The organism is Neglectibacter caecimuris (genome assembly GCF_034335015.1).
Lineage (GTDB): Bacteria > Bacillota > Clostridia > Oscillospirales > Acutalibacteraceae > Acutalibacter > Acutalibacter caecimuris_A.
In genome coordinates, this window is record NZ_JAWXXK010000001.1 from 1 (window position 1) to 26,136 (window position 26,136).

Sequence of the window (26,136 nt, forward strand, 5' to 3'; positions counted from 1 at the left end):
GGTTGCTGTGTGCCGGTGGCACACGTCCAGCAACGACCGAGTTGACAAACGAGAACGGGTCAGAGCGGTTGCTGTGCCCCAGTGGGGCACGTTCAGCAATGTCTGAAGCGACAGCTGAGGTCTCCACTGGAGACCTTCCCCCCACCGGGACGCGCTCACCCCTGATAGTCCCTAGAAGCTGCAAAGCAGCTTTTTCACACTCTTCCCCCTTCCGTTTCTTTTAGCTAGAGGGTTTATCGACAGGCTGACATTTGCAGCAGTCCCCCGGAAAAACCGTTTGCAGCTTCAAAGCTTGTACCGATAGGATACGTGTACAAGTTCTTATACTTTCTATGCCGCGCTTTTTACCCAGAAATCAGCGAAACAAGGTGCATTCGCCGCTTTCCCGATAGTAGCGGATCCGCTTTTCGATCTCTTCCCTGGGGCATTTGAAATAGTCCGCCAGGCAGCCGATACAGAGAAAATCCTCAGCGGCACGGAATACCAGCTTTCGGTAAATGGCGATATCGTCCAGGCCCAGAGGGGCGCCGCACTGCCGGCAGGTCTCAAAATTGCTCAACGTACCTTCACCAGCTTAGCACGGAAGATCCGGCAGCCGTGGGGCTCAAGCTGCCCGGCATAGCGCTCGGTGAATACGCCCTCGTTCTCATGGGTCCAGCAGTTGCGCATTTCCAGGCCCAGCCCGGCCGCGGCGGGGATCCCCATATCCCAGAACTGCAGAGGAAGCTCCGTTTTCTGGTCTCCCAGGTTAAACAGGCCGATGGCGAGTTCCCCCTCGGAAAGGGGCTTTACCAGCGTAAACACCGTGTTATCAACATGGGAGATCACATAGGGCCCCCGGCACTCGATATCCTGATTGATGGCAATGACCTCAGGGTTTGTCAGGGTCTCTTTTGTGACCTCGCTCATGGAACGGATATCACAGCCGATCATCAAGGGGGAATCCATCATGGCCCATAGGGAGAAATGGGTGCGGTACTCCTCGTCGGTACAGCCGCCGATTTTCCCGATATACTCGTTGTTGCTGCCGCCGTGCATTCCCACCACCAGCATATCGATATCATTGTGGCAGAAGGGGCCGGAGAAGGGCATTTTGGCAAGCTGAGACTGGGCCAGCGTTTTGATGGATTCCCAGTTGTCCTGAATATCCCCGGTAGAGCGGAACAGGTGCGCGCCGGAGCCCTGGATCCAGCTATGCACGTCCTCATGCCCCCAGTTACAGGCGGAGAACATGATATCCCGTCCGCAGTTCCGCAGAGCCAGGGACATGCGCCGGTACAGGGTTTCGCCGTCCATGTGATGGGGCTTATAGCAGTTATCGTATTTTAGATAGTCAACTCCCCAGGAGGCAAAGGTGGCGGCGTCCTGAAACTCGTGCTCAAAGCTGCCGGGATACCCCGCGCAGGTATGGGTACCGTCGCAGGAATACATGCCGAATTTCAGGCCCTTGGAATGCACGTAATCCGCCACAGCCTTCATGCCGTGGGGAAACTTTTCCGGATCCGCCACCAGACAGCCGTTTTCGTCCCGCTGCTTCAGGCTCCAGCAGTCGTCGATGACCACATACTCGTACCCGGCGTCCTTCAGGCCGGAGCTCACCATGATATCGGCAGTCTCCCTGATCAGCTCCTCGTTGATGTTCCAGGTAAAGGTGTTCCAGGAATTCCAACCCATGGGCGGGGTAAGGCCAAGATATTTGTCATGCATGATAAAATCCTCTCTTCTGGTTTTTCGCAATTTTTTACGGCACAGTGTTTCTCCTGCCGCTGCACTTCGCCATCATAGCACACTTCCCCTGCAGATACAATGAAAAGTTTTTAAAAAATGAAGAAAAGGGAAACAGCCCGCAGCCGCCCCTGAAAAGCTTTTTCCGCATACAAAAAAGGACGGGCAGAATACCCGTCCTTTTGATCCGGCAGAAAAGCTTACTTCAGCTCTACCTCGGCGCCAGCCTCGGTCAGCTTGGCCTTCAGAGCCTCGGCGTCGTCCTTGGAAACAGCTTCCTTCACGGTCTTGGGAGCGCCGTCGACCAGTTCCTTGGCTTCCTTCAGGCCCAGGCCGGTAGCTTCCTTCACGACCTTGATCACGTTGATCTTGTTGGCGCCGGCAGACTTCAGAACCACGTCGAACTCGGTCTTCTCTTCCGCGGCGGGAGCAGCTCCGCCAGCGGCGGGAGCGGCAACGGCAACGGCGGCGGGAGCAGCGGCAGATACGCCAAACTCCTCTTCCAGAGCCTTGACCAGCTCAGAGAGCTCCAGAACAGTAAGGGCCTTTACTTCTTCAATCAGATTGGTTACTTTCTCAGACATGGATAATACCTCCGAAATAGATTTTTCTTTTTTAGTTTTTGTTTTCAGACATTCAGGCACAAAGCCTGAGACACCTTCTTAAGCGGACTGCTTTTCGGCAATGGCATTCAGGGCGATCACCAGGCCGCGCAGTGTGCCGTTGAGCACATTGGCAAAGCCCTGGATCGGGGCATTGAAGCCGCCCAGAACCTGAGCGATAAGCACTTCCTTGGAAGGCAGCTTCGCAAGCTCGGTGATACCGGCGGCATCTACTGTGCTGCCATCGATAAAGCCGGACTTGATCGTGAAATTCTCGTGACCCTTGGCATAGTCGGAAAGGATCTTGGGAGCCTCAGTATAGCCGTTTTCACTGTAAGCGATAGCGGTAGTACCCTTCAGGGACTCGTCCAAGCCCTCGATACCAGCTTGCTCAAAAGCCAGGTGCAGCAGAGTGTTTTTGACTACCTTGTACTGGCAGCCAGCCTCACGCAGCTGCTTTCTCAGCTTGGTATCGTCCTCCACATTGATGCCGAGGTAGTTCACGAGCACACCTACGTTGGCAGCCTTAAAGGCTTCCGCCAGCTCCGCGACATGCTGCTTTTTCTGTTCCAGAATCTTCTCGCTGGGCAATGATCTTCACCTCCGTTATAGAAAGATCCGTCCAAATCAAAAGCGCCTTTCCCCAAAGGACGGGGAAAGGCGCTGGAATTCAAGCAAATGAAGGGGAGTCTCCCCTGTTCCATACGCTTATCTTTCCTCGGCAGGCCGGTTTCCCATTTCAGTTCGCAAAGCGAACGCCTGCTGTCTTTGGTTGGACAGCTTGTTTATCATAGCATGAGAAGGCTCTTTTGTCAAGGAAAAATTTCTCACGCGTAGTACCGATACAAAAAGCTCACTACCTGGCCGCGAACACAGCGGGCGTCGGGGCTGAACCTGTTTTGCCCGGTACCGGCGGTGATCCCGTTTGCCACTGCCCACCTCACAGCGTTCTCATAGTAAGCGCCGGAAGCCACATCGGAAAAAGAGCCTTCGCCGGATACCTCCGGAGAATTTGCGGACCGATACAGGAAGCTTACCACCTGGGCCCTGGTACAAACTGCCTCCGGACTGAATTTTGTGGCACTGGTACCGGCGGTGATCCCCTGCTCTACCGCCCAGCTCACAGCCTTCGCGTAATATGCGCCGGGGGCTACGTCAGTAAAGGTCACCGCCGTATTCTCCGGCTCCGGCTCCCCGGCGGCACGCCAGAGGAAGGTGACCGCCTGAGCTCTGGTACAGGAATGATCAGGGCTGAAATGGGTGGCGTCCGTACCTGCGGTGATCTTCTGCTCCACCGCCCAATTCACGGCGTCATAGAAATAGTCGCTGGGCTTCACATCGGCAAAGCTGGGAGTGACCGGCGTGGGGTCAGGATTCGGATCCGGGTCAGGCGTAGGAAAAAACTCTGGGAAATAGCGAACAAAACCTATATCATATAGAGATACTCCCGTACCTGTTTCCATCAATGCCAATTCCCAAGTAGTTACCGAAAGTTGCACAATCGCATTACACAAATCCTGAAAAACTGATAAGCTTATTCTGTCTCCGTTTTCAATGATAGAAAAATACAGCTGTGTACTTCTTGTATAAGAATACATATCAAAGCTGGTGCATTTTCCTTTTGTTTCGACTCCGTCATCTGTGGTAAGAGAAGCAATCACCATTCCATTTGTGATATTTTGCGTTTGCAAATTGTAGCCCATAGTTGCCGTAGAGGTGGCGGAAGTAAGATAGTGAAAGCCAATAAACATGATCTCCTGATAATGTGGCAGATAGTAGATTCGTGTTATTGAGTGGTGTTCGCCATCAAAATAGGGAATGTCAACATATTGATCCCCCTCAGGATCAAAGTCACCGTTTTTCTGTATATAAGAAATTAAGACTAACGCTGCTCTATTGGTTCTTGCGGCGCTCAGCATAGGAGCATCATTTGCCCGCAATTCACACTGCTCTAAAAAGTCAGACTTTCTCTGCGCGAAGCTGTTTTCCAGATCCGGCGCTCCTGCCGCCTCTGCCGCGGCCCCTAAGGGCAAACAGCCTATTAGCAGGCACACTGCCAACAGAGCGGATAAGATTTTCTTTTTCATACCTTTTCCTCCATCAGTATCATTTTTGAAACTTCTATATTCTAGAAGTTCCTTTACATAGACGATTATATCACAGCATAGATTAAATTACAATAGGGAATATCCTTTGTTTGGAGGTTTCTATGAAAATAGATCTGAACTACCACCTGTTGGGGCAAAGATTGCGGGCGATCCGAAAAAAGCAGAAGCTGACCCAGGAGCAGGTAGCGGAGCTGGCCAATATTTCTCCCCAGCACTTCAGCGGGATCGAAACCGGAAGCGCAAAGGTCTCTCTGCCTACCCTGGTGCGGCTCTGCAACGCCCTGAACACGACCCCCAACGATATTTTAATGGATTCCGTCACTCAATCAACGCCTCTCCTGCTACAGGACGTGGCGGAGGTGTTTGAGAACTGCACGCCCGATGAAGTGTACCTGATGCTTTCCCAGGCAAGGAGCCTGAAAAAAGCCCTGCGGCTGAAAAATGCAGGGGCAAAGGAATAGAAAGCTTAAGGCAGCCCTGCACAAAGACCGGCCAGAGGCCTTTGTACACAATTTGCTTGCAGATTTTCCGTCATAACGCGCAGCTTTCGCTTGTCAAATCGCAAGACCATAAATGGTCTGATTGACCGCACTCAATCTGTACACCCTGACGAAAAATCTGAAGAGTTAATCGGAGATTAACTCTTGCGCAACTTCTTGCGCGCAATCTTTGTGCGGTGTTATCTTATCAAAAAGAGCGCGGAGCTCTCTTGCCGGCTCCGCGCTCTTTTTTCTGTGTTTTTACTTTCCGTTCAGCTTCATATAACGAGATAACCTGAAATGAAAGCGCACCTTTTCCGGTGCTTGGGCCCGCTTTTCAAAAATGCATTCCGCGCAGACCATAAGCTGCGCCGCGCCTTCGGGCAGCAACTCCTGCTCCACTTCCCCGCCGGGAAAGGAAAACCGGTAGGTGAGGCTTACGGCTTCCTCTCCTTCTGCTTTTGGGGGCTCTGCTTCCCAGAAGCGATCAAGAAGCGTTTCGTTCAGTTCCTGCTCATCTCCGCCCTGCTGCCCTTCTGGGGTATGAAGAAAATTATCCCGAAATTCCGGGAACTGCTTTTGAAAGCTGCGGATGGCTTCCAGGGCCAACTGCTTTGTGTCATCCGTGACGGGGTATTCCTCTTTCCCTTCAAAAAGCGTGGGCGCTTCCCCGGCAAAATGCAGCTCTGTATCCATCGGGTTCCCACACCAGGAGAACTGGGCCAGATACCCCTTGCCATCGGGGAGCTCTTGAGCAGTCAAAGCTTTCAGAACCGCCTCCCTGGGCTTACTGAAATTTTCTACCAGCCGGCTTTCCACAGCCGGGGCTTTCCCCTGCTGCGGCGTTACACAGCCAGACAAAGCCAGCAGCCACAAACAAGAAAGCAGCCGCGCCAGCAAAACCCTACGTTCCCGATTTTTGACAGCCTGCATAAAATCCACCTCCAAAATTTTGAGGTAAAAGGTTTTTAAGCAAAACGCCAATAATTTAGTTCACTCTCTCAGTCTGCATTGGATTCATCTTCCCTTCGTTAGCATATAGATTTCTCTTTTTTTATAATATCACACATTTTTGCTTTGTCAATGAATATCACTGTCACCATTTGTTTTTAAGTTCTCATCAGCTTTTAAATTTTAGAAAAATGACGAGAACCAAAAAACCGCAGAATAAGAAAAAAGAAAAGTGGTGTATTCGCGATCACTCAGAACAAAACATTTTCATCAATATAGTATAAGTAATCATTTTTTGATTTTTGAAAGCACCCTTCCAAAAGGTGAAAAATGAGGCCGCACTTTTCACAAAGAAATTGCGTTGCTAATTCCTGACTAAAAACCAAGAGACAAGATTTTCCGAAAAAGCAAAGTCTGCTTTGCCGAGAAAGCAAAACAAGCTTCACTTTTTGTCCTGCAATGGCAGGAAGAAAGCAAGTGGTTCGCCGATAAATTATAGTTTAGTGCCCTTAGGCACCCCTTGCGCGAGTAAGGGGTGCTGGCTGTGCCCCAGTGGGGCACAGCCAGCACTGACCGGAGCGAAGCGGAGAAAACTGCCAGCCGAAGGCTGGCTGAGGGGATCAAAACTAGCGGTTTTATTCCGCCTTCTGCGTGTGACTATCCCTTCCACCGCCGTTCGGCGGTCCCCCTTCCCTTACAAGTAAGGGAAGGCTTTCGCACCGTGCACTCGCCTGCTAAATTATAGTTTAGCGTCCTGATTCCGCTATCACTATTGTCATTCTGAGGAACATAGTGACGAAGAATCTCGTCCTTAACCTCAGGACAAAAGGGCAAAGAACGAGATTCTTCGCTTCGCTCAGAATGACAAGAGGGCGGTGTGCAAATAACCGCCAAATTCGAATTTATCAAACTAATCATTGCTCATTGCTAATTCCCCATTATTTTTGCACCTCTTCTAACAACTGACGTCTTACGGCCAGCAACTGAAAAAACAAAAACGCCCGCCGAAGCGAATGCTTCGGCGGGCAGTTTTTTGTTTTTTTACAGGAACTTGGCGGGGTTGATCTTTACGCCGGGGCCCATGGTGGAGCTGACCACACAGGAACGCACATACTGGCCCTTGGCGGCGGAGGGCTTTGCCTTCACAATGGCGTCCATCAAGGTATCGAAGTTCTCCTGAAGCTTCTGAGCGCCAAAGGAAACCTTGCCGATGGGGCAGTGGATAATGTTGGTCTTATCCAGGCGGTACTCGATCTTACCGGCCTTGGCTTCCTGAACCGCCTTGGCGATATCGGGAGTTACGGTGCCGGCCTTGGGGTTCGGCATCAAGCCGCGGGGGCCCAGCACCTTACCGAGACGGCCAACCAGGCCCATCATATCGGGGGTGGTGATCAGCACATCAAAGTCCATCCAGCCCTCGGACTGGATCTTCTGCACCATTTCGTCCGCGCCTACAAAATCGGCGCCAGCGGCCTGGGCAGCCTCAATGTTATCGCCCTTGCAGATCGCCAGAACACGCACGTTCTTGCCGGTGCCGTTGGGCAGCACGATGGCGCCGCGCACCTGCTGATCGGCGTGACGGCCGTCAACGCCCAGCTTCACGTGGAGCTCTACCGTTTCATCGAACTTGGCGGTACCAGTTTTGACGCAAAGATCCAGCGCCTCGTTGGTATCATACAGCTTGGAACGGTCGATTAACTTCGCGCCGTCCACATATTTTTTTCCATGCTTCATATCTTTTTCCTCCAGTGGTAAATATCGGATGAAGTTTGTTTCCTCCCACCCGGGAATCAGTCTGCTACTTCAATGCCCATGCTGCGGGCGGTGCCTGCGATCATGCTCATAGCCGTTTCAATGGTAGCGGCGTTGAGGTCGGGCATCTTCTGCTCGGCGATCTTTTGCACCTGCTCGCGGGTGATCTTCGCCACCTTCTTCTTGTTGGGCTCACCGGAGGCCGTTTCGATGCCGCAGGCCTTCTTGATGAGAACGGCGGCAGGCGGGGTCTTGGTGATGAAAGTAAAGGAACGATCCGCGTATACCGTAATCACTACCGGAATGATCAGCCCGGCGTCGTTCTTGGTACGCTCGTTGAATTCCTTCGTAAAGGCCATGATGTTTACGCCATGCTGGCCCAGAGCAGGGCCTACAGGCGGTGCCGGGGTCGCTTTTCCGGCAGGGATCTGAAGCTTGATAAAGCCCGTAACCTTTTGTGCCATGTTTTGCACCTCCAAAATTCGTGGTAAACCGCCCGCAATTTGCGGCCGGGTCTGCGGCACAGCCGTGAGAATCAGATTTCGTCTGCGCCTCCCACAAGGGAACAGGCCCCGAAAAGGGCTTGCTCCTCCTCAAAGCGGAAAACCGCTGAGTTTCTTACCTGAGCTTTTCGTACACTTGAAAAGACAGCCGGAACGCTTTTCCTAGACCGGTTCGGCCTGATCCAGCTCCAGCTCCACGGGCGTATCCCGCCCAAACATGGATACCACCACGCGAATGCGGTTTTTCTCCACGTCCATTTCCTCCACAACACCGATAAAACCTTCCAGGGGGCCATCCACGATATTCACGGAATCGCCTACCTGATAGCTCACCTCGATGGACCGCTTCTCAATGCCCAGCCTAGCCACTTCCTCTTCCGTGAGAGGGACAGGCTTGGAGGAGGGACCTACAAACCCTGTGCAGCCGCGGATATTCCGCACCGCGTACCAGGATTCATCGGTCATGATCATCTTCACAATGACATAACCGGGGAATATTTTGCGTTCTACTTCCTTCCGCTTTCCGGCCTCCGTGATCTCCGTTACCGTTTCGGTGGGAACGCGGATCTCCTGGATCAACTCCTGAAGCTGGCGGTTTTCCACTGTTTTTTCCAGATTGGAAGCCACCTTGTTCTCATAGCCGGAATAGGTATGCACCACATACCATCTTGCTTCGTCTGCCATCAGTTACCTCCGTTTCCAGCCGGACGGACACGCCGCCGGGGTCTTAAACCTTGGCAACATTCATCACCAGGCCCAAAAGGTTCATAAAGCCTGTATCCAGCAGAAATACAAACAAACCCAGCACGACCATGGTAATCAATACCACCACCGTGCTTTTGAACACCGCCCGGGGTGTGGGCCACACGATCTTTTTCAGCTCGCCCTTGCAATCGCGGAAGAACTTTACGATGCGCTTAAAGAACCTGACAACAGCGTTGGGCTTCTTGTCGTTTTTCTTTTCGGTTTCCGCCATGTTCTCCGCTCCTTACTTGGTTTCCCTGTGCAGGGTGTGCTTCCGGCAGAATCTGCAATACTTGTTCATTTCCAGCCTGTCGGGATTGTTTTTCTTTTCCTTCTTGCTGAGGTAGTTCCTCTGCTTGCACTCAGTGCAGGCCAGCACGATCTTCACTCGCATGTTTCGGCACCTCCGTGATTCGGATAAATTTTGTGGGAACCCGGGCAAAAACCCGTCCCCTGCCTCCCTCGGGAAAAGCTATGACGCCGTGAAAAAGGCAACAAAAAAAGAACCTCTTTTCCGAGGTAATAACAGTATATCATACCCCTGAAAGCCTGTCAACCGCTTTTTTCGCGGAATTTCCAACAAAGAGAAAGGCCCCGAAAAGGAGCCCATCTAACGACTAACAACTACCGCGTCAGGTCTTCAGCCTGGACTCCACCTTTTTCTGCTTCTTCTGCTTTTCTGGCTTGATCTTTTTTCCCTTGAGCTTTCGGGTATATTTCAGATCCTTCTGCAGCTCCTCGCCCAGGCCCTCCCGGAGTGACGCAAAGGCCTCGTCGCTCATAGTATTAAGGAGGGAAACCGTAACGACAGCACGCAGATCCAGGTCGCCGTTCTTGTACATATCGTCCAGCAGGGCGCAGAGCTTTTTGTAGGGCTCGCTGCCGGGGTATTTGATGGCCAGCCCCTCGCATTTGGGGACCACAAGCTGCTTGACGAAGGTGACAAACCGCACCTGGCCGTACACGATCTTTTCCTCGTTCAGTTCGTCTTTCAACTCCGGAAAAATATTGACCAGACGATTGAGGAAGAACAGGGGATCCACATTGCGCTCCTCGTCTTTGCCGCGCTTGCGCTTTTGCTGCACAACGGCCACGCGCTTCGGGCCCCGCACCACGTCGAGAAAGTCGTTCAGAATGCTTTCCGCATCCCGCTTGTCCCCTTCCTTCTCATCGAAAAGCCACAGGGAAAGGCTTCGCCAATCCCCCACCTCGCCGGAAGCGGAGATCGTGGCGGAGCAAAGCTCAAAGCGCTGGTGCCCCCGGTCATACCGCAGGCAGTAGGCTACCTCCTCCGTGGCGTAGGAGGCCGCCCGGCCGCCCTCGTATTCCAAAGGCTCCGGCCCGTGAAAGCCCTGCTTGGAGAGCTCTTCCGCAAGACCGTCCTGTATCAGTGAAAACGCGTTAAAATCCAAAATGAAATCAACTCCACCTATGTGATATGGGCTACAGTATAGCATAATTTGGTGGGAAAGTCTATCTTTTTTTCCCTGCCGTGCCTGAAGGAGGAATTTTCATGGCAATCGCTTTGCTTCTCATTATTTACCTTGCCTATGTCAGCCTGGGCCTGCCCGATACTCTGCTGGGAGCCGCCTGGCCCGCCATGCGGGAAGAGCTGGGTACGGGCCTTGGCACAGCCGGAGCAGTTTCCCTGGTGATCTCCCTGGGAACCGTGGTCTCCAGCCTGCTGGGCAGCCGCCTGTTAAGCCGATTCGGCACCGGCCCTGTCGCTTTTTTCAGCGTGCTTTCCACTGCCCTGTCCCTGTTTGGATTTTCCTGCTCTCACAGCCTTTTCTGGCTCTTGGTGATGGCTGTTCCCTTAGGGCTGGGAGCCGGCGCGGTAGACGCGGGGCTCAATAATTTCGTGGCGCTGCACTACAGGCCGAAACACATGAATTTTCTTCACTGCTTTTGGGGGCTGGGGGCTATGAGCGGCCCCGTGATCATGTCCTTCTGGATCGCTTCCGGAAACCGCTGGGGTATGGGCTACCGCACAGTGGCCTGCGTCCAATTTTTTCTAGTGCTGCTTTTGGGCCTGTCTCTGCCGCTGTGGAAGCAAAAAGAGCCGGAACGGCTGAAGGAACGGAAAGCCGGAGAAAAGCCCCTGGGCAACTTGGAAGCGCTGCGGCTGCCGGGAGTAAAACTTGGGTTGACGGCCTTCTTTTGTTATTGCTCCTTAGAGCTTTCCGCCGGACTGTGGTCCAGCAGCTACCTGGTGGAAAAACGGGGAGTGCCCGCCGGAGACGCGGCTTTATGCACCTCTCTGTTTTACGGGGGGATCGCCGCAGGCAGATTTTTGGCGGGGCTCCTTTCCGAAAAGCTTTCCAGCCGGCTGATGATCCGGTTGGGGCAAAGCCTTTGCGCGCTGGGTGCTTTGCTTCTGCTTCTGCCCCTTCCCCTGCCCGTTACGGTTTTCGGCATGGCGCTGTTTGGCCTGGGCTGCGCGCCCCTCTATCCCGCCATGCTTCAGGAAACCCCCAACCGCTTTGGCAGGGAGGCCTCTCAAACCGTCATGGGCCTGCAAATGGCGGTAGCCTACTTTGGTTCTACCGTAATGCCGCCTCTTTTGGGGCTGCTTGCCCAGTATACCTCCGTTTCCGTTTTTCCCTGGTTTCTTCTCCTTGCCATTGGGCTGATGGCGCTGTTCTGCCGGAGATTGGACCGCTTTTTGCAGCGGCGGGCCGGAAAAGGTTGATAATTCCTCCTCTATATAGTATAATATTGTTTCTCCTATAGTCTCTTTCTTAAACTAAAAATCTGAATCGAGGTGCGATCCTGTGATAAATTCCGCGGAACAGAAAAAACGGCTTGCCGTGCTTTTCGGCGGCGCTTCCTCAGAACATGAGGTTTCCCTGATGTCCGCCACTTCCATTTTGGAAAATCTGGATCGGGAAAAGTACGAGATCTTTATGATAGGGATCACCAAAAAAGGCAAATGGCTGCTTTACACAGGCCCTGTTTCCGGCCTCCGCGACGGCAGCTGGGAAAAGCCGGAGTACACCGCCCCCGCCTTTCTTTCCCCTGACCCCACCGTGCATGGCCTGCTGCTTCTGAAGAAGGAAGGCGCCGAAGTGCTCCGGCTGGACTGCGTGTTCCCTGCCCTTCACGGCAAAAACGGCGAGGACGGCACGGTACAGGGGCTTTTGCAGCTTTCGGGGATTCCCTATGTGGGCTGCAACACCCTTTCCTCCGCCGTGTGCATGGATAAGGCGGTCACCCACACGCTGCTTTCCGCCGCCAATATCGAGCAGGCCCACTACCTGTGGTTTTACGCGGATCGCTTTGACGCCGCGCCGGACACCATCAAAAGCAAGATCGAGGCCCGGCTCAGCTTCCCCGTTTTCGTAAAGCCCGCCAACGCCGGCTCCTCCGTGGGGGTCAGCAAGGTGGAACGCCGGGAGGACCTGGACGCCGCCATTCGCAAGGCCGCCGCCGAGGATTTCAAAATCGTGGTGGAGGAAGGCATTGTGGGCCAGGAGGTAGAATGCGCCGTGCTGGGAAACCGGGAAGCGGACGCCTCCCCGGTAGGCGAGATCGGCGCTTCCGCCGTTTTCTATGATTACGACGACAAGTATGTAAACGGCACCAGCCAGCTGTTCATTCCCGCCCGGCTGGAGCCGGAAATTGCCGAAAAGATCCGGCAGACCGCTGTGCGCGCTTACCGGTGGCTTGGCTGCTCCGGCCTTGCCAGAGTGGATTTCTTCGTCACCGAGGGCGATCACAGAGTTGTTTTGAACGAAATCAACACCCTCCCCGGCTTTACCTCCATCAGCATGTACCCCAAGCTGTGGATGGAAGCGGGCATGAGCTACAGCGAGCTGTTAGACCGGCTGATAGCGCTGGCCCTGCAAAAGAAAGCCGCCCAGGGCTGAGGGCTGCTTTTTCACAAATCTCGTTTTCAGTCTGAAAAAGGAAGTGACTTCATCTCTTATGGATCATCGGCCCATCGGCGTATTTGATTCCGGCCTGGGCGGGCTCACCGCCGTAAAGGAGCTGGAAAAGGCCCTGCCGGCGGAAAGCATTATCTATTTCGGAGACACGGGGCGGGTGCCCTATGGCTCCCGAAGCAGGGAGATCGTGCGCTCCTACGCCAGGCAGGATATGGATTTTCTCATGAGCAAAAACGTAAAGGCTGTGCTAGCGGCCTGCGGCACCGTAAGCTCCACCGCGGCGGACATTGGGGCGGCCTTGCCCGTTCCCTATTTTGATGTGGTGGCGCCCACCGCCAAAGCGGCAGCGGCGGCCACGAAAAACGGAAAAATCGGCGTGATCGGCACCAGCGCCACCATTCACAGCGATTCCTACCGAAAAGCTCTGCTGGCACTGGACTACAGCCTGGAGGTGTACCCCCAGGCCTGTCCCCTGTTTGTGCCGCTGGTGGAAAACGCCTTTATCTCTCCCCAGGACGAGGTCACCCGGCTGGTGGCGGAACGGTATCTCTCTCCCCTTCGGGAAATGGGGGTGGACACCCTGATCCTGGGCTGTACCCATTATCCTATTATCAGCGCTATCATCGGCTCTGTGATGGGCCGTGGCGTCACCCTGATAAACAGCGGGCGGGAAGCAGCCCTGGCACTGGCCTGTGCGCTGCGGGAAAAGGAGCTGCTCTGCGACGGCGCTTCCCCCCGCCGGGCAAGCTACTATGTGACAGACGCTCCGGAAAGCTTTACGGCGGTGGCCGAGCTGTTTTTAGGTCACAGCGTGGAAGGGCGCACCGAACGGATCACCATGGAAGGCTGCTGAGGCTTCTGCCAAAGCGGCACAAAGCAACAGAAAAGGAACAAACATTTTATGCTAAAGGAAGATTATAAAATCGACATTACCGGCAGGCAGTTCTATGAGGAAAGCGCCGATACGGGGCCCGGCGAGATCACGCTGCGCACCACGGGTACCTATACCGAGCGAGGCGGCGCGCGCTTTATCGCCTATAAGGAATATGATGAGGATGACCCCAAGGTCTCCTATACCTCTGTGCTGAAAATAGAGCCCGGCAGGGTCACCATGATGCGGGCAGGCTCCGCCACCCGTCTGATCCTGGAGCAGGGGCGCAGGCATCTCTGCCTGTACGATACCGGGTACGGCACCCTTTCCGTGGGGGTGTTCACCAGCGAGCTTCGCTCTTCTTTAGGCAAGCGGGGCGGAAAGCTCAATGTGAAATATACGCTGGATATCGATTCCAACCTTTCCAGCCGCAACGAGATCCAAATCAAGGTCGAGCCTTATTCCGGGCTGGCACAGTAGGCGGGAATTTTTGCGAAAGGAAAAGTGGAGCGCTTATGATACAAGCCGATATTCCGGAGCTGAACCGGGTCTATTCCGCCCTGCAGGACAAGCTGACAGAGCTTATCCAAGGACTTTCTCACCGAATTTTTCGGCTGGAGGCTGGCTAGCATAACGGGCATTACACCAAAGGGGCGGCGGGAGCCTGGCAAATGGAATTTTATCCTATTCCCGTACTGACCGTAACAAACCTCTGTGATATTGAGATCGGCCTTTCGGAAATCACAGTCAGTACAAAGCTGAACCGGGAAACGGCCCTGGAATACTCTTTTTCAAAATTTTCCGGAATTCCCTTTGAAGCCTTCAGTGTGAAGGACTATCTTGTGGACTATTACACAGAAGAAATGACCATGGAGCAGTTTCATACCAACCTGAAAAATAGCGGGGAAGCTGAGATCGGGATTCAGTTTCGCCTGCCTTTTGAGATAACAGGAGAAGGCTTATACGATTTTTGCAAGCTCCTGCGCAAAGAAAAGTTCTTTTATTGACTAGCAAACAGAAAAGGAAAGGGTAGATCACAGTATGTCTCAATTAGTGGAACAGGCGCAGCGGCAGCTGCGGGAAGCGGTGGAAAACGCTTTAAAGCAGGCCATGAAGCAGGGAACCCTCCCGGAAGCGGCCCTGCCGGAATTTGTATTGGAGGTGCCTGCCGACCGTGCCCACGGCGATTGGGCCTGCAACGCCGCCATGGCGGGGGCAAAGACCTTCCGCGCCGCGCCCCGGAAGATCGCCGAGGCGATCACGGAGAATCTGGAGCTTTCCGGCACCTATTTCAAGTCCTGTGAGATTGCCGGGCCGGGCTTTTTGAATTTCACCTATGACGAGCGCTTTTACGGTGAGGTTTTGCAGGATATCCACCGCCTGGGCTCCGCCTATGGGACAAGCAATGCCGGAGAGAACAAGCGGGTTCTGGTGGAATATGTGTCCGCCAACCCCACCGGCCCCATGCACATCGGCAACGCCCGGGGTGGCGTGCTGGGCGACGCCCTTTCCGCTGTGCTGGAGGCCGCCGGATATCAGGTGGAAAGAGAATTTTATGTAAACGATGCTGGGAACCAGGTCAACCGGTACGGTCTGTCCCTGGAGGCCCGGTACCTCCAGATCTACCAGGGAGAAGATGCGGTAGAGTTCCCGGAAGATGGTTATCTCGGTCCGGACGTGATCGCAAACGCCAAGGGCTTCTCGGAAAAGCACGGAGATAGTTATGTAAACTCGTCGTCGGAAGAAAGAAGAAAGGCGCTGGTGGACTACGCCCTGCCCCTGAACATTCAGGGCCTTCACGACGATCTTCTCCGTTACCGGGTGGAATACGACAACTGGTTCCGGGAATCCACCCTGCATGAAAACGGCGCGGTGGAGCGCGTGGTAAAGCTGTTCCAGGAAAAGGGCGCGACCTATGAAAAGGACGGCGCCATATGGTTTAAGGGCGAGGAATACGGCTCGGAGGATTTTGTGCTGGTGCGTTCCAACGGCGTACCCACCTATGTGGTGCCGGATATCGCCTACCATTACGACAAGCTTGTTACCCGAAGCTTTGACCTGGCCATCGATGTGCTGGGGGCGGACCACCACGGCTATGTGCCCCGGCTGAAGGCGGCTCTCACCGCTTTGGGAGTGGACGCCGACCGCCTACAGGTGGTTATGATGCAGATGGTACGGCTGGTGCGGGACGGCGAGATCGTCAAGGCCAGCAAGCGCAGCGGCAAGGCTATCACTCTGGTTACCCTGCTGGAGGAGGTGCCGGTAGACGCGGCCCGCTTCCTGTTTAACTCCTACGAACCCAACACCCGGATCGACTTCGACCTGGATCTGGCGGTACAGCAGGACGCCCAGAACCCCGTCTACTACGTACAGTACGCCCATGCCAGAATTTGCAGTATTCTGAAAAACCTGAAGGCGGACGGCGTAGAGCCCAGAGAGTGCTCTGCGGAAGAGCTGCTGCTGCTCTCCTCCCCGGAGGAAATTGAGCTGATCCGCTTCCTTTCCGGCTTCACCGGAGAGATCGCCGGAGCCGCGAAAAACCGGGAGCCCGCCCGCATTACCCGCTATGTGACAAACCTTTCCACCCTGTTTCACAAATTCTACAACAACTGCCGCGTAAAGGGCGAAAACGAAAGCCTTACCGCCGCCCGCCTGTACCTGTGCGTGGCGGCCCGCACCGTCATCGAAAACGCCTTGGCACTCTTTAAGGTCACCGCGCCGGAGGCGATGTGACAGGGCGGATTAGAAATGAGCAATGAGGAATGAGAAATTAAAGTGCTCTTTTGTTAGTTAAAGCGAAATTAAGAATTTCGCCCTTTATCCTTTTCTCAGAGATGAAGGGCGGGATTCTTCGTCGCTATGCTCCTCAGAATGACAATAAGGGAAGCTCACCCTTCTCTAACAACTAACAGTTAACTACTATTTTGCTAAACTACAATCGCTCAGTTGCGGTCGGGTCAGAAAGTATTCTCCCGCGCCGAGCGGGGACACGAATGGCCGCGGCGCCTCGCCGCTAAGCTATCATTTACCGCCTCACCTTTTATTGTTTTACTCTTTCTTGCCATTGTACCTCCCATCCATCATCTATAAACCCGCAAAAGCGCTGTGAAGATTGTCTTCACAGCGCTTTTTGTTTCTCTATTCCTTTTGGATCCCGTAATAGACACAGTGGAAGGTTTTTCCGCGGTATTCCAGGTCTTCTTCCTTTTCCAGCCGGCGCATGCCGCATTTTTCCATGACTCTGCGGCTGGCGGCATTTTCCGCAAAGGCTCCTGCCGTCACCTGAGAAAAGCCCCGGCGAAACAGCTCCCGAATCACGGCGGAAAAGGCCTCTGTTGCATATCCCCGGCCCCAGTAGTCCGGGTGGAGCATATAGCCCATTTCAATGGTTTCGGCTGAAATTTCCACATCGTTCAGAAAACCGATGAGCTTTCCTTCCAGATAGATCCCCCTCTGATAGTGCTCCTCCGAACGGGAAAGCTCACACAGCCGTTGAAACAGCGGAATTGCCTCTTCCTTTTCCCGGAATTCCGGGAGCATGTAGGTTTTGCCGATCTCCGCATTAGTCAAAAGCTCGATGGCGTCCGCCTGATCCTCCGGCGCAAAGGGCTTGATGGTCAAACGCTCTGTTTTCAGCATGGCTGCTCCCTTCTGATCCGCAGGAAAGCGCCCTCCGCGATTTCCGCACCGGTTTTCCAGTAAACGGTCATTTCCGCATGGGGCGCGGCTTCGATAGGATCCCAATCCTCATTGAAAAGCTCGGTGAGTTCCACTGTAAAGGAAGGCTTCCCGGGCTGCAAAATGTCCACGATCTCCCCCCGGAAAAAGCGGTTCCGCTCCCGAAGCTTTATGTATTCTCCCCGGCGGCCCTCACAGACCGCCGCCAGCTCATACTTTCTGGTATATTGGCTGCGATCCGGCGTTTGCCCCGGCTCTCCGCCGAAATAGAAGCCATGGGAATACTCCCGGTGACTGATTTTTTCCGTTTCCTCCAAAATTTCGGGAGGCAGAGGCTGACCGGGGCGCTCTTCAAAAAAGTCTATCGCCTGCCGGTAGGCGGAGGTCACGCTCGCCACATAATAGGCAGATTTTGCCCGGCCCTCTATTTTCAGGCTGGTAACCCCTGCCGCCGCAAGCTCCGGGATATGCTCGATCATGCGCAGATCGTTGGAGTTGAAAATGTAAGCGCCCTTTTCCTCCTGTACAATGGTGAAGTGCCGGTCGGGCCGTTCCTTTTCCGTAAGGAAATATTCCCAGCGGCAGGGCTGGGCGCACTGGCCCCGGTTGGCGTCGCGGCCTGTCATGTAATTGGAAAGCAGGCATCTGCCGGAAAAGGAGACGCACATAGCCCCGTGCACAAAGGCTTCCAGCTCCAATTCAGGCGGGGTTTTTGCCCGAATTTCCGCAATTTCCTGTAAAGTGACCTCCCTTGCCAGTACTACCCGGCTGGCGCCCAGCTCAAAGCAGGTTCTGGCGGCTTCGTAATTGACGATTCCCGTTTGAGTGGAAATGTGCTGGTCTACCCGGGGTGCGTATTGCTTGGCCATACTGAGCACGCCCAAATCGGAAATGATAAAGGCGTCTACCCCCAGTTCTCCGCAAAGGCTGAGAAATTTCGGCAACTCCGAAAGCTCTCCATTTCGGGGCAGAGTATTACAGGTCACATAGACCTTCACACCGTTTTCGTGGCAGAATGCTACCGCCTGCTCCAGCTCCCGCTCCCCAAAATTCTGAGGAGCGGCCCGCATGCCGAAGCTTTTTCCCGCCAGATAGACTGCGTTTGCCCCGTACCGCACGGCGGAAACCAACCGTTCCATGTCCCCCGCCGGGGCCAGCAGCTCCAATTTTGTATGGCTCATTTCCATGTACCCTCTTTATCAGGTTCTCAGTTCAAACCGGCCAGCTCCCGGTTATACCAGTGATCTTCCTCATTGGTGGCATAGTACGCCGTGCCATCGTCCGCGTGGCAGAAATACAGATAATCCGGGGCGTCCCCTTCCTTACTGGGCTTCAGCGCCGCCATGATGGCTTCCATACCGGGGTTACAGATGGCTCCGGCAGGCAGGCCGTCGATTTGGTAGGTGTCGTAATTTCCATAGGACAGCGCCCCTGTTTCCGGCACTGCCTGGGGGTTTTTATAGGGGTAGGTGCTGGTGGAATCGCACTGCAGCCGGTAAATGCCGTAATCCGCGCCGAAGTTCAAACGGTTGTGGAGCACGGCGGAAACATTGTACATATCGCTGGCGTTGGCGGCCTCGCCCTGAATAATGGAAGCCAGAGTAATGATCTGATCCAGCGTCATGCCGGACTGCTCTACCAGGCTCATGGTGGTATCGGACAGCTTAGACTGGAAGTTATTGAGCATTTTTCCAATGACGGATTCCAGCTCCTCGCCCTTATAGAAATCATACGTGTCGGGAAAAAGATAGCCCTCCAGCTTGTAATATTTTCCAGAGGTATCTCCTAGGCTTCCGATCATGTCATACCTGCTGAAATCCACAGAATTTACGGCCGCGAGAAAATCCTCCTGGGTGCAAACATCGTTCTCCGCCAAAATTTGCGCGATCTCCAGCATATTCACGCCCTCGGGGAAGGTGACGCGCACCTCTTCCTTTGTTTCGTTACCGCCCTGCAAGGTATTGATGAGGTCCTCATAATCCAGGTTTGTGCCGATCCGATACACACCGGGCTGAAACCATTCCCACTCATCATCGTCCACGGTGACCTTGCAGTACAGAGAAAAGAACTCCGGCTTGCTGATAGCGCCCCGCTGGTACAGGAGCTGCGCCAGGGAATCGGCGTCCAGCTTGGCGGGAAGCTCTATTTCTGTGGAGCCCTCGCTACGCCCCACCGCGAAAAAATCGTTGGAGCCGCCGATCAGGTAGGAGGCCAGCGTAAAAGAAAGCAGCAGCACCATGCACAGCCACACCAGAGAAAAGACCCGCTTATTTTTCCGCGCCTTCAGCTTATCCCGCTTCTTGTGGGCCTTCTGCTCCGCCTTGCGCTCTTTTTCGGAAGCGTAATAGGCAGTTTTGCTGGGGGCGGGCTCTCCGTAGGAAGGGCGGCTCTCCGGATACTGGGCGGGGTCAAAGGTTCCCGTTGCCAGATCTCTTTCATCGATATTTACCTTGAAGCCTCCGGCAGCGCCGGGCTTTCCCGGATCTCTCCGGTTCAGATTAGGATTTTCGTTCACTGCGATCACCATCTTCCTTTCTCAAAACAAGGGTGGTTTTTTATCCCTCCAAAAGCTCTCCCCGCTCTGTCGCCAAATACGTTACCCTCCTGTCATAGCCTCCAACAGGTAAAGCGGGCAGTACCAGCTCCTGATAGCATAGGCCCAATGAAAGCACGGGAGCTTTCGCCAAAAAGCGGTCATAATAGCCTTTCCCATATCCCAGGCGATATCCAAGCCTGTCAAAGGCCAGGCCGGGCACCAGGCACAGCGTATCGGAACAGCTTTCCCCTTCCCGAAGCCGAAGCGCCCGTTCCGGCAGAGCCGGAGGTTCTAAAATGCCGAAGCGCCCGGGGCGCAGGCCCTCTTCCCACAGTAGGCGGTAAAACACCATTTCCCCTCCCGGCAGGGAGACCGGGGCAAATACTTCTTTTCCCTCCCGCAATGCCGCCTTCAGAAGCCTGCGGGTATCCGCTTCCTGCGAAGAGCTGATATAAAACAGGATCCGGCCCGCACGGCGGTAACTGGGCAGTGCGGAAACCGCCTCAAAAATGGCGCGGTTTTTTGCTTCCCGCTCCGGCAGAGCGGCCCGCCTTGCAAGAAGCTCCCGGCGCAGCCGTTCCTTTTCCCGCATCGGCTCACAAAATTCCCGATTTTGCAGAAGGCCCTCCCCCTTTGCGGTGCAAAAGCGTTTTCAGTTTCTCTCCATTTGGATCGAAGCCCGGATCTCCGCCGCCTTCTCCGGAGAAGCAAGCCTTTCCGCCAGCTTCAGGCCGAACTCGGTGGCCACTCCCATGCCCCGGGCAGTGATGAAATTGCCGTCCTCACAGACATAGCGCTCACCAAGGCTCGCCCCGCCGTCTTCCAGGTCTTTCTGGAAATTGGGAAACGCGGTGGCCTCCCGGTTTTTCAGCAGACCCTTGTGGGCTAAAACAGAGGGCGCAGCGCAGATGGCGCCAATGGTTTTCTCCTGGGCCGCACAGCGCTCCAAAAGCGCCTGCACCGCCTGGGAACCCTCTAAATTCAGGGTGCCCGGCAAACCGCCCGGCAATACCAACGCTTCCAGCTCTTCCGGGTCAAGCTCCTGAACCTCGCGGTCCATTTTCACTGTGACCCCGTGAGAGCCTGTGATCTCTTTTCCTCCCACGCCGGCCATTACCACCGAAAGTCCGGCCCGGCGCAGGATATCCACAGGGGCCAGCGCCTCCACTTCCTCAAAGCCTTCCGCAAACAAGATAGCGATCATAAAAGCTTTTCTCCTTTCAGACAGCTCAGCACTCTTTGATGGATCTCCGTTACCGGCAGGGGCTCGTCTCCCTCCGCGCAGGAGATCACCGACCACCCCAGCCTTTCCCCCGCAAACCTGGCGCACTGCGCGCACCTGCGAAGGAATTCCAAGTGGGTTTCGTGAATATCCTTTTTTTTCTCGTCCCCGTGATACCGCTGGGACAAAAGCCTTTGGGAGATCTCAATGGGCATATTGAGAAAGATCACCTGATCGGGCTTCGGCAGCCCCAGCTTTTCATATTCCAGATCCTCTACCCAGGAAAGGTAGTTCTCCCACCGGCCTTCCGGCAGCTTTCCCATTTGATAGATATAGTTAGAGGTGACATAGCGATCTGCCAGAATGGTTTTCCCCCGCTGGTAATCCGCCTTCCAGTCCTTTTGAAAGCTTGCGAACCGGTCTACCGCGTAAAAGGTGCTGGCGGTATAGGCGTTTACGTCCTGGGGGTCGCTGCCGAACTCCCCGTTCAGATACATTTTCACCAAGGCGGAGGAAGGAGAGTTGTAATCCGGAAAGGTGATTTTTCTCGCTCCCAAGCCGCCCGCTTTTTCAGACCGGGTGGTCAGCGCCTCCAGGAGCAGCTGTGTCTGGGTTCCCTTTCCGCTGCCGTCCAGCCCCTCCAATACGATCAAGCTCATACTGCCGCCACAGGATACCGCCTTTTCAAAAAAGCGATATTCTTCCCTTTCCTTATAGTTTTCCCGTTTCGGGGTGAATTTTCCTTACAGCGCCTTAAATTTCTCCCGCGTTTCCGCCGCTTTTCCGCAGGACATGCTGCCCTCGGGGCAGGCGCCGCGCACACAGCCGGGCCCGGCGTTTTGAAACAGGTGGGGCGCTACGGCCTTGACCTCCCGCAGCATCTGCGTTGCCAGCTCCCGAATTTCCCACTGGGCCCGGTTACAGCACCGCAGGGCAAAGAAATTCATCAGGGAGCGGGCGTTCATGGTGCAGACCATTTTGGTACAGCAGGCGTTGGGCAGAACGAAGCGGGCGTCTTCGATGGCCTTCTTCTCCGCCTTACGGACGGCTGCCTTTTCCTCTTCGCCCTGTGCCAGCAGCTCCCTCTTATGCTTTGCCGCCAGAATAGAGGTCAGGCTTTCATAATGCCTCTGATCTTCCTCCATGGCCTTCAAAAACTCTTCCTTTGCTTCGGGAACCGCCTCGATCTCCGGCGGCAGGACAAAGGAAAAGGCATTCTCCCGAACATACCGCTGGCTCTGGACGCTGAAGGAGGCAAGCCTGTGCCGGGTGATCTGCGCCAAAAGCGACCGGGACACCCCTTCGATGCCAAAGGTGAAGCTGGCGTGCTCGATGGGGCTTTCATGGCCGATGGCGGAAAGGTGATCCAAAAAGGAAGAAACCTTTTCCTCCGTCAGCCCTTCGTACAGAGTATCGATATCCGCCGCGGAATAGCACAGCTTCGCGGCGCAGGCCACAGCCTTTTCCGGCTCCGGCGTATAAGCAAGCAGCTTTACCAGCATTTTCTTTTCTCCTTCCAAACAGCTAGAGGCGAACTTTTCAAAATTCTTTTCCTATTATATCAAAATCGCCCCCCAGGGGCAACCCTTTGTTTTTTTCAAAAAATGAGGAATTAGAAATGAGCAATGAGCAGTGAAGGGCAGTCCTCCTTCTGTCATTCTGAGCCGCAGGCGAAGATTTACTTTTTTTTAGGAATGAAGGGCGAGATTCTTCGTCAAGAAAGCTATAGCTTTCTTGACGAAGAATGACAGGAGGGGACTATTTGCTAAATTGGAACTTGCAGGGCTTACGAATAGCAGCAACCCTTGCCTCCCCTGAAAAAAGGGGAGGGGGACCACCGTTAGGTGGTGGAGAGGTTCCAGCTCGCTGGAAATTCGCATAAATACTAAACTTTTCAGCTTCCTAGCCAGAACCCCTCAGTCACGGCGCAGCTGTGACAGCTCCCCTTTCAGGGGAGCCAAGAGTAAGTGCTATTCTATCATTTATCAAGCTTTGTCCTTCATTGCTCATTGCTAACTGCTCATTCCTTCGTAATTCCCGTGAGTGTTTTTCCCCTCCCGCTTGTATAATAGGTGCAGCTGCGAAAAGGCCCGCCGGGGAAAGCACCTCCTGAAGCATTTCCTTCATTCCTTCCCAGAAAGCGAAAGCCCGGCGGGCCTGCAAATTTTTTTCAAAACAGGTGAGTGTTTTTCCCGGCGGCGTTGTATAATGAGTGAAGGAATGAAAAAGGGGGAAGAGCCATGGGAAAGGGCGAGGAGCTTTACCGCCGGTATCGAAGCGGGGAGGAAAGCGGCTTTGACGGGCTCATTGAGCTGTACCGGGAAAACCTGATCTTCTTTTTGCTGCGGTATCTGCCCAGCATAGAGGACGCGGAAGACGCGGCGGAGGACGCCTTTGTGGATCTGCTGCTCCACCCCTACCGGGAAGGAAGGGGCAGCTCCCTGAAAACCTATCTGTTTACCCTGGGCAGGAACCGGGCCCTGAATCTTCTGAAAAAGCAGAAACGGCAGGACGCCTTTCGGGAAGCTTCCCTTCTGCCCTTGGAAGAGGATCTGGCCCTGGAGGACAGGCTGTGCCGGGACGAAAAGCACCGAAGCCTGCTTCGGGCCCTGGATTCTCTTGCCTCCGAATACCGGGAAGCGCTGTATCTTCAATATTTTGAGGAGCTTTCTCTGGAGGAAACCGCCTGTGTGATGAAAAAAAGCAAAAAACAAATAGAAAACCTCTCCTATCGGGGCAAAAGGGCCCTGCGGGAGAAATTGGGAAAGGAGCTTTCTTATGAAGACCTCTGAAGAATTCAAGGCCGAGGTGTATGAAAAGCGCGATCGGAAATTAGCCGCCAGAAGGCGCGTGAAAAAGCAAGCGCTGCTCTGCGTGCCCCTGGCTTTTCTGGTAGTGCTGGGCAGCGTTTTTGCCCCCAGGCTGTTCCACGGAAAGCACATTCAGCCCAGAACAGGGAATATCCCCCGGCTCTTGCAGGTGGGAACGCCTGCCGCCCCGAAGGACCTGTCGTTTTACAACCTGATGGAATCCGCGGAATACGCCCAGCTGCAAAAGGCGGGGGATTCCAAGGAGGGGGATTCCAAAGCGATGACCGCCTCTGACGGGGACCGGTATTGGGGGCTGGAGGAAAGCGAGCTGAAGGAGCTTTCCGAAACGGCGCTGATCGACCCGGCGTTTTCCACAGTTCTGAACGATTTTGCCCGAAGCTCCACAGTTCTGCTGAGTAAGGAATTTACGGAAAACAGCTGCTACTCCCCTTTGAGCCTCTATTATGCCCTGGCCCTGACCGGCTCCGGCGCGGGCGGCACCACAAAGCGGGAATTTGAAAGCGTGCTGGGGGCACAGGTTGGCTGGGTGGAAGACCAGTGCGGGAAATACTACCGCCAGCACTATCACGATAACGAGGAAAGCAAGTTCTGGCTGGCAAATTCCCTTTGGATGGACGGCCGCTACTCCTTTGGAGAGGACTTCATTTCCGGCGCGGAGAAAAATTTCTATTCCGCCCTGTTCCAGGTGGATTTCACCGATCCCTCCCTAGGCGAGGAAATGACCAAATGGGTCTCGGAAAACACAGGCGGCCTCTTAAATCCGAAATTCACCTTCAGTGAGGAGCAAATGCTTTCCATCATCAACACCGTTTACTACAATGCCCAGTGGTCAGATCAATTTTCCCAGGAATACAATACAAACGAGGAGTTCCACAAGGCGGACGGCTCTACCGTTACCGCGGAATTTATGCACATGGGGAAAGGCTTTGGAAGAGCTTACGAGGGAACCGGCTTTACAAGAGCCTCCCTTTCCCTGAGGAACGGCGATGAAATGATTTTCATTCTGCCCGATGAAGGCGTTTCCACCGAAGAGCTGCTTTCAGACCCCGCCGCCTTTGAAAATATGTTTTATCCGAAGGCTTCTGAAGAATTCACCAGCTGCCAACTGCGCTGGAGCGTTCCGAAATTCAGCTTTGACTGCGAGTACGATCTGAAAAACATGCTGATCGATCTGGGCCTGGAAAAAGCCTTTGATCCCGTGATCGCCGATTTCTCCAACATGGGCAAGGTAGAGCTGTATCTTTCCGAGGCCAGACAGGGTGCCCACATCGGCGTTAACGAGGACGGTGTGGAGGCCGCCGCCTATACGGAACTGGGCTTCGAAGCAGGAGCCGCCGCGCCGCCCGACAAGATCATTGAGATGAAGCTCGACCGCCCTTTCCTCTTTGCCATTCTCAGCAGCGATGCCTCCGAGGGCATGACCTGGGAAAACCAGCAGGAAACCAGGAACAGCTCCCTGCTATTCCTGGGCGCCTGCGGCGACCCCACCGCCTCCGGCAATGGCGGCCATGCCGCCGCAAGCTGAAAAAGCACATCGGGAAACACTTTCTGAATACTCACACAAAACACCCCGAAGATGGTTTTAGAGCCATCTTCGGGGTGTTGTTCTCTTCTTAAGACAGTAGCCGTGAATTGCGGGTTATTACCTTAGTCCTTTCGGAAATATTCCCGTAGCAGCACTGTGCCGCCTGTTAGAAACAGCACGATCCCGAAGGCCAAAAGGCCGCCTCGCCAGCTTTGAAGGGCGGTGCCGAACCTTCCGAGGTCCGTCCACCATTCCGTCAGGGTCTCCGCGTACTGCTGCGTCAGGGCCAGGGCGGCTACCGCTGTCAGCAGGCCCAAAATCACGGCGGCAACGCCGAAGCCGATCCGGAATTTCCGGCGGCGCTCCGCTACCGGATCAAAAGCCGGTTCGCTCCGCCTTTCCTCCCCCGGAAGGGAAGAGGGTTCCGGCTCTTCTCTATCCTCTAAAAGCAGGTAATCGGTAGTTACCCCAAAGAGTTTGCTCAGCTCCGCCACTTTTTCCAGATCCGGCGCCGCCGCTCCGGTTTCCCACCGGGAAACCGCCTGCCGGGAAAGGTTCAACCGGGCCGCCAGCTCCTCCTGAGAAAGCCCCGCCTTTTTCCGGCAGAGGGCAATTTTTTCTCCAAGCTTCACGCTTCATCGCTCCTTTCCCAGCTATTTTAGCATGGAGAGGGTGGGAAATCCACCGCGGCAACCGTGCGTTTCCGCAATTTTCCGTTGCGC

General features: G+C 54.5%; 29 protein-coding genes and 1 other annotated feature. Of the genes, 9 read left to right on the forward strand and 20 right to left on the reverse strand.

Features of this window, described 5'->3' with window-relative positions:
* Positions 1–355: 355 nt before the first annotated feature.
* The 5 genes from U8T64_RS00005 to U8T64_RS00025 all read right to left on the reverse strand — a co-directional run bounded on the left by U8T64_RS00005 (position 356) and on the right by U8T64_RS00025 (position 4,414).
* Positions 356–559, reverse strand: coding sequence for a hypothetical protein (locus tag U8T64_RS00005; RefSeq protein ID WP_322179709.1), 204 nt, complete (start codon positions 557–559; stop codon positions 356–358).
* Complete coding sequence (locus U8T64_RS00010; protein ID WP_322179711.1) at positions 556–1,707, reverse strand: glycoside hydrolase family 27 protein; 1,152 nt, start codon at positions 1,705–1,707, stop codon at positions 556–558. The genes U8T64_RS00005 and U8T64_RS00010 overlap by 4 nt, the downstream gene beginning before the upstream one ends.
* A 218-nt stretch (positions 1,708–1,925) precedes the next feature.
* Positions 1,926–2,309: a 50S ribosomal protein L7/L12 gene (rplL, locus tag U8T64_RS00015; protein WP_322179713.1), complete on the reverse strand. Its 384-nt coding sequence runs from the start codon at positions 2,307–2,309 to the stop codon at positions 1,926–1,928.
* 78 nt (positions 2,310–2,387) lie between these two features.
* The gene (gene rplJ, locus U8T64_RS00020; RefSeq protein ID WP_322179715.1) at positions 2,388–2,918 is read right to left on the reverse strand and encodes a 50S ribosomal protein L10; all 531 of its coding nucleotides are present in this window, start codon (positions 2,916–2,918) and stop codon (positions 2,388–2,390) included.
* Between the two features lie 27 nt (positions 2,919–2,945).
* Positions 2,946–3,117, reverse strand: a sequence feature (ribosomal protein L10 leader region).
* A gap of 37 nt (positions 3,118–3,154) precedes the next feature.
* On the reverse strand, positions 3,155–4,414 hold the full coding sequence (locus U8T64_RS00025; protein WP_322179717.1) for an S-layer homology domain-containing protein: 1,260 nt from the start codon (positions 4,412–4,414) through the stop codon (positions 3,155–3,157).
* 122 nt (positions 4,415–4,536) lie between these two features.
* Here U8T64_RS00025 and U8T64_RS00030 point away from each other — a divergent pair, with 122 nt between their 5' ends.
* Positions 4,537–4,896, forward strand: coding sequence for a helix-turn-helix domain-containing protein (locus U8T64_RS00030; protein WP_322179719.1), 360 nt, complete (start codon positions 4,537–4,539; stop codon positions 4,894–4,896).
* Between the two features lie 279 nt (positions 4,897–5,175).
* Here the strand turns inward: U8T64_RS00030 and U8T64_RS00035 are convergent, their stop codons facing one another.
* From U8T64_RS00035 to U8T64_RS00065, 7 genes are all read right to left on the reverse strand, one after another.
* The gene (locus tag U8T64_RS00035) at positions 5,176–5,847 is read right to left on the reverse strand and encodes a hypothetical protein (protein WP_322179721.1); all 672 of its coding nucleotides are present in this window, start codon (positions 5,845–5,847) and stop codon (positions 5,176–5,178) included.
* A gap of 1,059 nt (positions 5,848–6,906) precedes the next feature.
* Complete coding sequence (rplA, locus tag U8T64_RS00040; protein WP_322179723.1) at positions 6,907–7,599, reverse strand: 50S ribosomal protein L1; 693 nt, start codon at positions 7,597–7,599, stop codon at positions 6,907–6,909.
* A gap of 56 nt (positions 7,600–7,655) precedes the next feature.
* Entirely contained in the window at positions 7,656–8,081 is a 426-nt protein-coding gene (gene rplK, locus U8T64_RS00045) for a 50S ribosomal protein L11 (protein ID WP_322179725.1), read from the reverse strand.
* Between the two features lie 201 nt (positions 8,082–8,282).
* Positions 8,283–8,804: a transcription termination/antitermination protein NusG gene (gene nusG / locus U8T64_RS00050; protein ID WP_322179727.1), complete on the reverse strand. Its 522-nt coding sequence runs from the start codon at positions 8,802–8,804 to the stop codon at positions 8,283–8,285.
* Between the two features lie 43 nt (positions 8,805–8,847).
* Positions 8,848–9,096: a preprotein translocase subunit SecE gene (gene secE, locus U8T64_RS00055; RefSeq protein WP_322179728.1), complete on the reverse strand. Its 249-nt coding sequence runs from the start codon at positions 9,094–9,096 to the stop codon at positions 8,848–8,850.
* A gap of 12 nt (positions 9,097–9,108) precedes the next feature.
* The gene (gene rpmG / locus U8T64_RS00060; RefSeq protein ID WP_322179730.1) at positions 9,109–9,258 is read right to left on the reverse strand and encodes a 50S ribosomal protein L33; all 150 of its coding nucleotides are present in this window, start codon (positions 9,256–9,258) and stop codon (positions 9,109–9,111) included.
* Between the two features lie 238 nt (positions 9,259–9,496).
* Positions 9,497–10,276: a DUF7674 family protein gene (locus U8T64_RS00065; RefSeq protein WP_322179733.1), complete on the reverse strand. Its 780-nt coding sequence runs from the start codon at positions 10,274–10,276 to the stop codon at positions 9,497–9,499.
* A 101-nt stretch (positions 10,277–10,377) separates the two neighbouring features.
* Here U8T64_RS00065 and U8T64_RS00070 point away from each other — a divergent pair, with 101 nt between their 5' ends.
* The 6 genes from U8T64_RS00070 to argS all read left to right on the forward strand — a co-directional run bounded on the left by U8T64_RS00070 (position 10,378) and on the right by argS (position 16,355).
* Positions 10,378–11,556 (forward strand): MFS transporter, encoded by a 1,179-nt coding sequence (locus U8T64_RS00070; protein WP_322179737.1) that lies wholly within the window; start codon positions 10,378–10,380, stop codon positions 11,554–11,556.
* An 82-nt stretch (positions 11,557–11,638) separates the two neighbouring features.
* A complete protein-coding gene (locus tag U8T64_RS00075; RefSeq protein ID WP_322179739.1) occupies positions 11,639–12,733 on the forward strand; it encodes a D-alanine--D-alanine ligase family protein in 1,095 nt (364 codons plus the stop codon).
* Between the two features lie 58 nt (positions 12,734–12,791).
* Positions 12,792–13,604 (forward strand): glutamate racemase, encoded by an 813-nt coding sequence (gene murI / locus U8T64_RS00080; protein ID WP_322179741.1) that lies wholly within the window; start codon positions 12,792–12,794, stop codon positions 13,602–13,604.
* A gap of 48 nt (positions 13,605–13,652) precedes the next feature.
* Positions 13,653–14,102 (forward strand): YwiB family protein, encoded by a 450-nt coding sequence (locus U8T64_RS00085; RefSeq protein WP_322179743.1) that lies wholly within the window; start codon positions 13,653–13,655, stop codon positions 14,100–14,102.
* A 191-nt stretch (positions 14,103–14,293) separates the two neighbouring features.
* A complete protein-coding gene (locus U8T64_RS00090) occupies positions 14,294–14,629 on the forward strand; it encodes a hypothetical protein (RefSeq protein ID WP_322179744.1) in 336 nt (111 codons plus the stop codon).
* A gap of 34 nt (positions 14,630–14,663) precedes the next feature.
* Positions 14,664–16,355, forward strand: a complete 1,692-nt coding sequence (gene argS, locus U8T64_RS00095) for an arginine--tRNA ligase (RefSeq protein ID WP_322179746.1) — start codon at positions 14,664–14,666, stop codon at positions 16,353–16,355.
* A gap of 405 nt (positions 16,356–16,760) precedes the next feature.
* On the opposite strand, the gene U8T64_RS00100 is transcribed toward argS, so the two are convergent.
* The 7 genes from U8T64_RS00100 to thyX form a co-directional block, all read right to left on the reverse strand.
* On the reverse strand, positions 16,761–17,261 hold the full coding sequence (locus tag U8T64_RS00100; RefSeq protein WP_322179748.1) for a GNAT family N-acetyltransferase: 501 nt from the start codon (positions 17,259–17,261) through the stop codon (positions 16,761–16,763).
* Positions 17,255–18,481, reverse strand: coding sequence for a peptidase U32 family protein (locus tag U8T64_RS00105; protein WP_322179750.1), 1,227 nt, complete (start codon positions 18,479–18,481; stop codon positions 17,255–17,257). Before U8T64_RS00105 ends, U8T64_RS00100 begins: the two co-directional genes overlap by 7 nt.
* Positions 18,482–18,507: 26 nt before the next feature.
* Positions 18,508–19,827, reverse strand: a complete 1,320-nt coding sequence (mltG, locus tag U8T64_RS00110; protein WP_322179752.1) for an endolytic transglycosylase MltG — start codon at positions 19,825–19,827, stop codon at positions 18,508–18,510.
* 28 nt (positions 19,828–19,855) lie between these two features.
* Complete coding sequence (locus U8T64_RS00115; RefSeq protein ID WP_322179754.1) at positions 19,856–20,428, reverse strand: 5-formyltetrahydrofolate cyclo-ligase; 573 nt, start codon at positions 20,426–20,428, stop codon at positions 19,856–19,858.
* A 60-nt stretch (positions 20,429–20,488) separates the two neighbouring features.
* On the reverse strand, positions 20,489–21,040 hold the full coding sequence (locus U8T64_RS00120; protein ID WP_322179756.1) for a DJ-1 family glyoxalase III: 552 nt from the start codon (positions 21,038–21,040) through the stop codon (positions 20,489–20,491).
* Entirely contained in the window at positions 21,037–21,717 is a 681-nt protein-coding gene (locus tag U8T64_RS00125) for a dTMP kinase (RefSeq protein ID WP_322179758.1), read from the reverse strand. Before U8T64_RS00125 ends, U8T64_RS00120 begins: the two co-directional genes overlap by 4 nt.
* Positions 21,718–21,801: 84 nt before the next feature.
* Positions 21,802–22,560, reverse strand: coding sequence for an FAD-dependent thymidylate synthase (gene thyX, locus U8T64_RS00130; protein WP_322179760.1), 759 nt, complete (start codon positions 22,558–22,560; stop codon positions 21,802–21,804).
* Positions 22,561–23,298: 738 nt separating this feature from the next.
* Between thyX and U8T64_RS00135 the strand changes: the two genes are divergently transcribed.
* Positions 23,299–23,850, forward strand: coding sequence for an RNA polymerase sigma factor (locus U8T64_RS00135; protein ID WP_322179762.1), 552 nt, complete (start codon positions 23,299–23,301; stop codon positions 23,848–23,850).
* The gene (locus U8T64_RS00140; protein ID WP_322179764.1) at positions 23,837–25,414 is read left to right on the forward strand and encodes a serpin family protein; all 1,578 of its coding nucleotides are present in this window, start codon (positions 23,837–23,839) and stop codon (positions 25,412–25,414) included. Before U8T64_RS00135 ends, U8T64_RS00140 begins: the two co-directional genes overlap by 14 nt.
* 122 nt (positions 25,415–25,536) lie before the next feature.
* Here U8T64_RS00140 and U8T64_RS00145 read toward each other — a convergent pair whose 3' ends face one another.
* Entirely contained in the window at positions 25,537–26,046 is a 510-nt protein-coding gene (locus U8T64_RS00145; RefSeq protein ID WP_322179766.1) for a helix-turn-helix domain-containing protein, read from the reverse strand.
* Positions 26,047–26,136 lie beyond the last annotated feature (90 nt).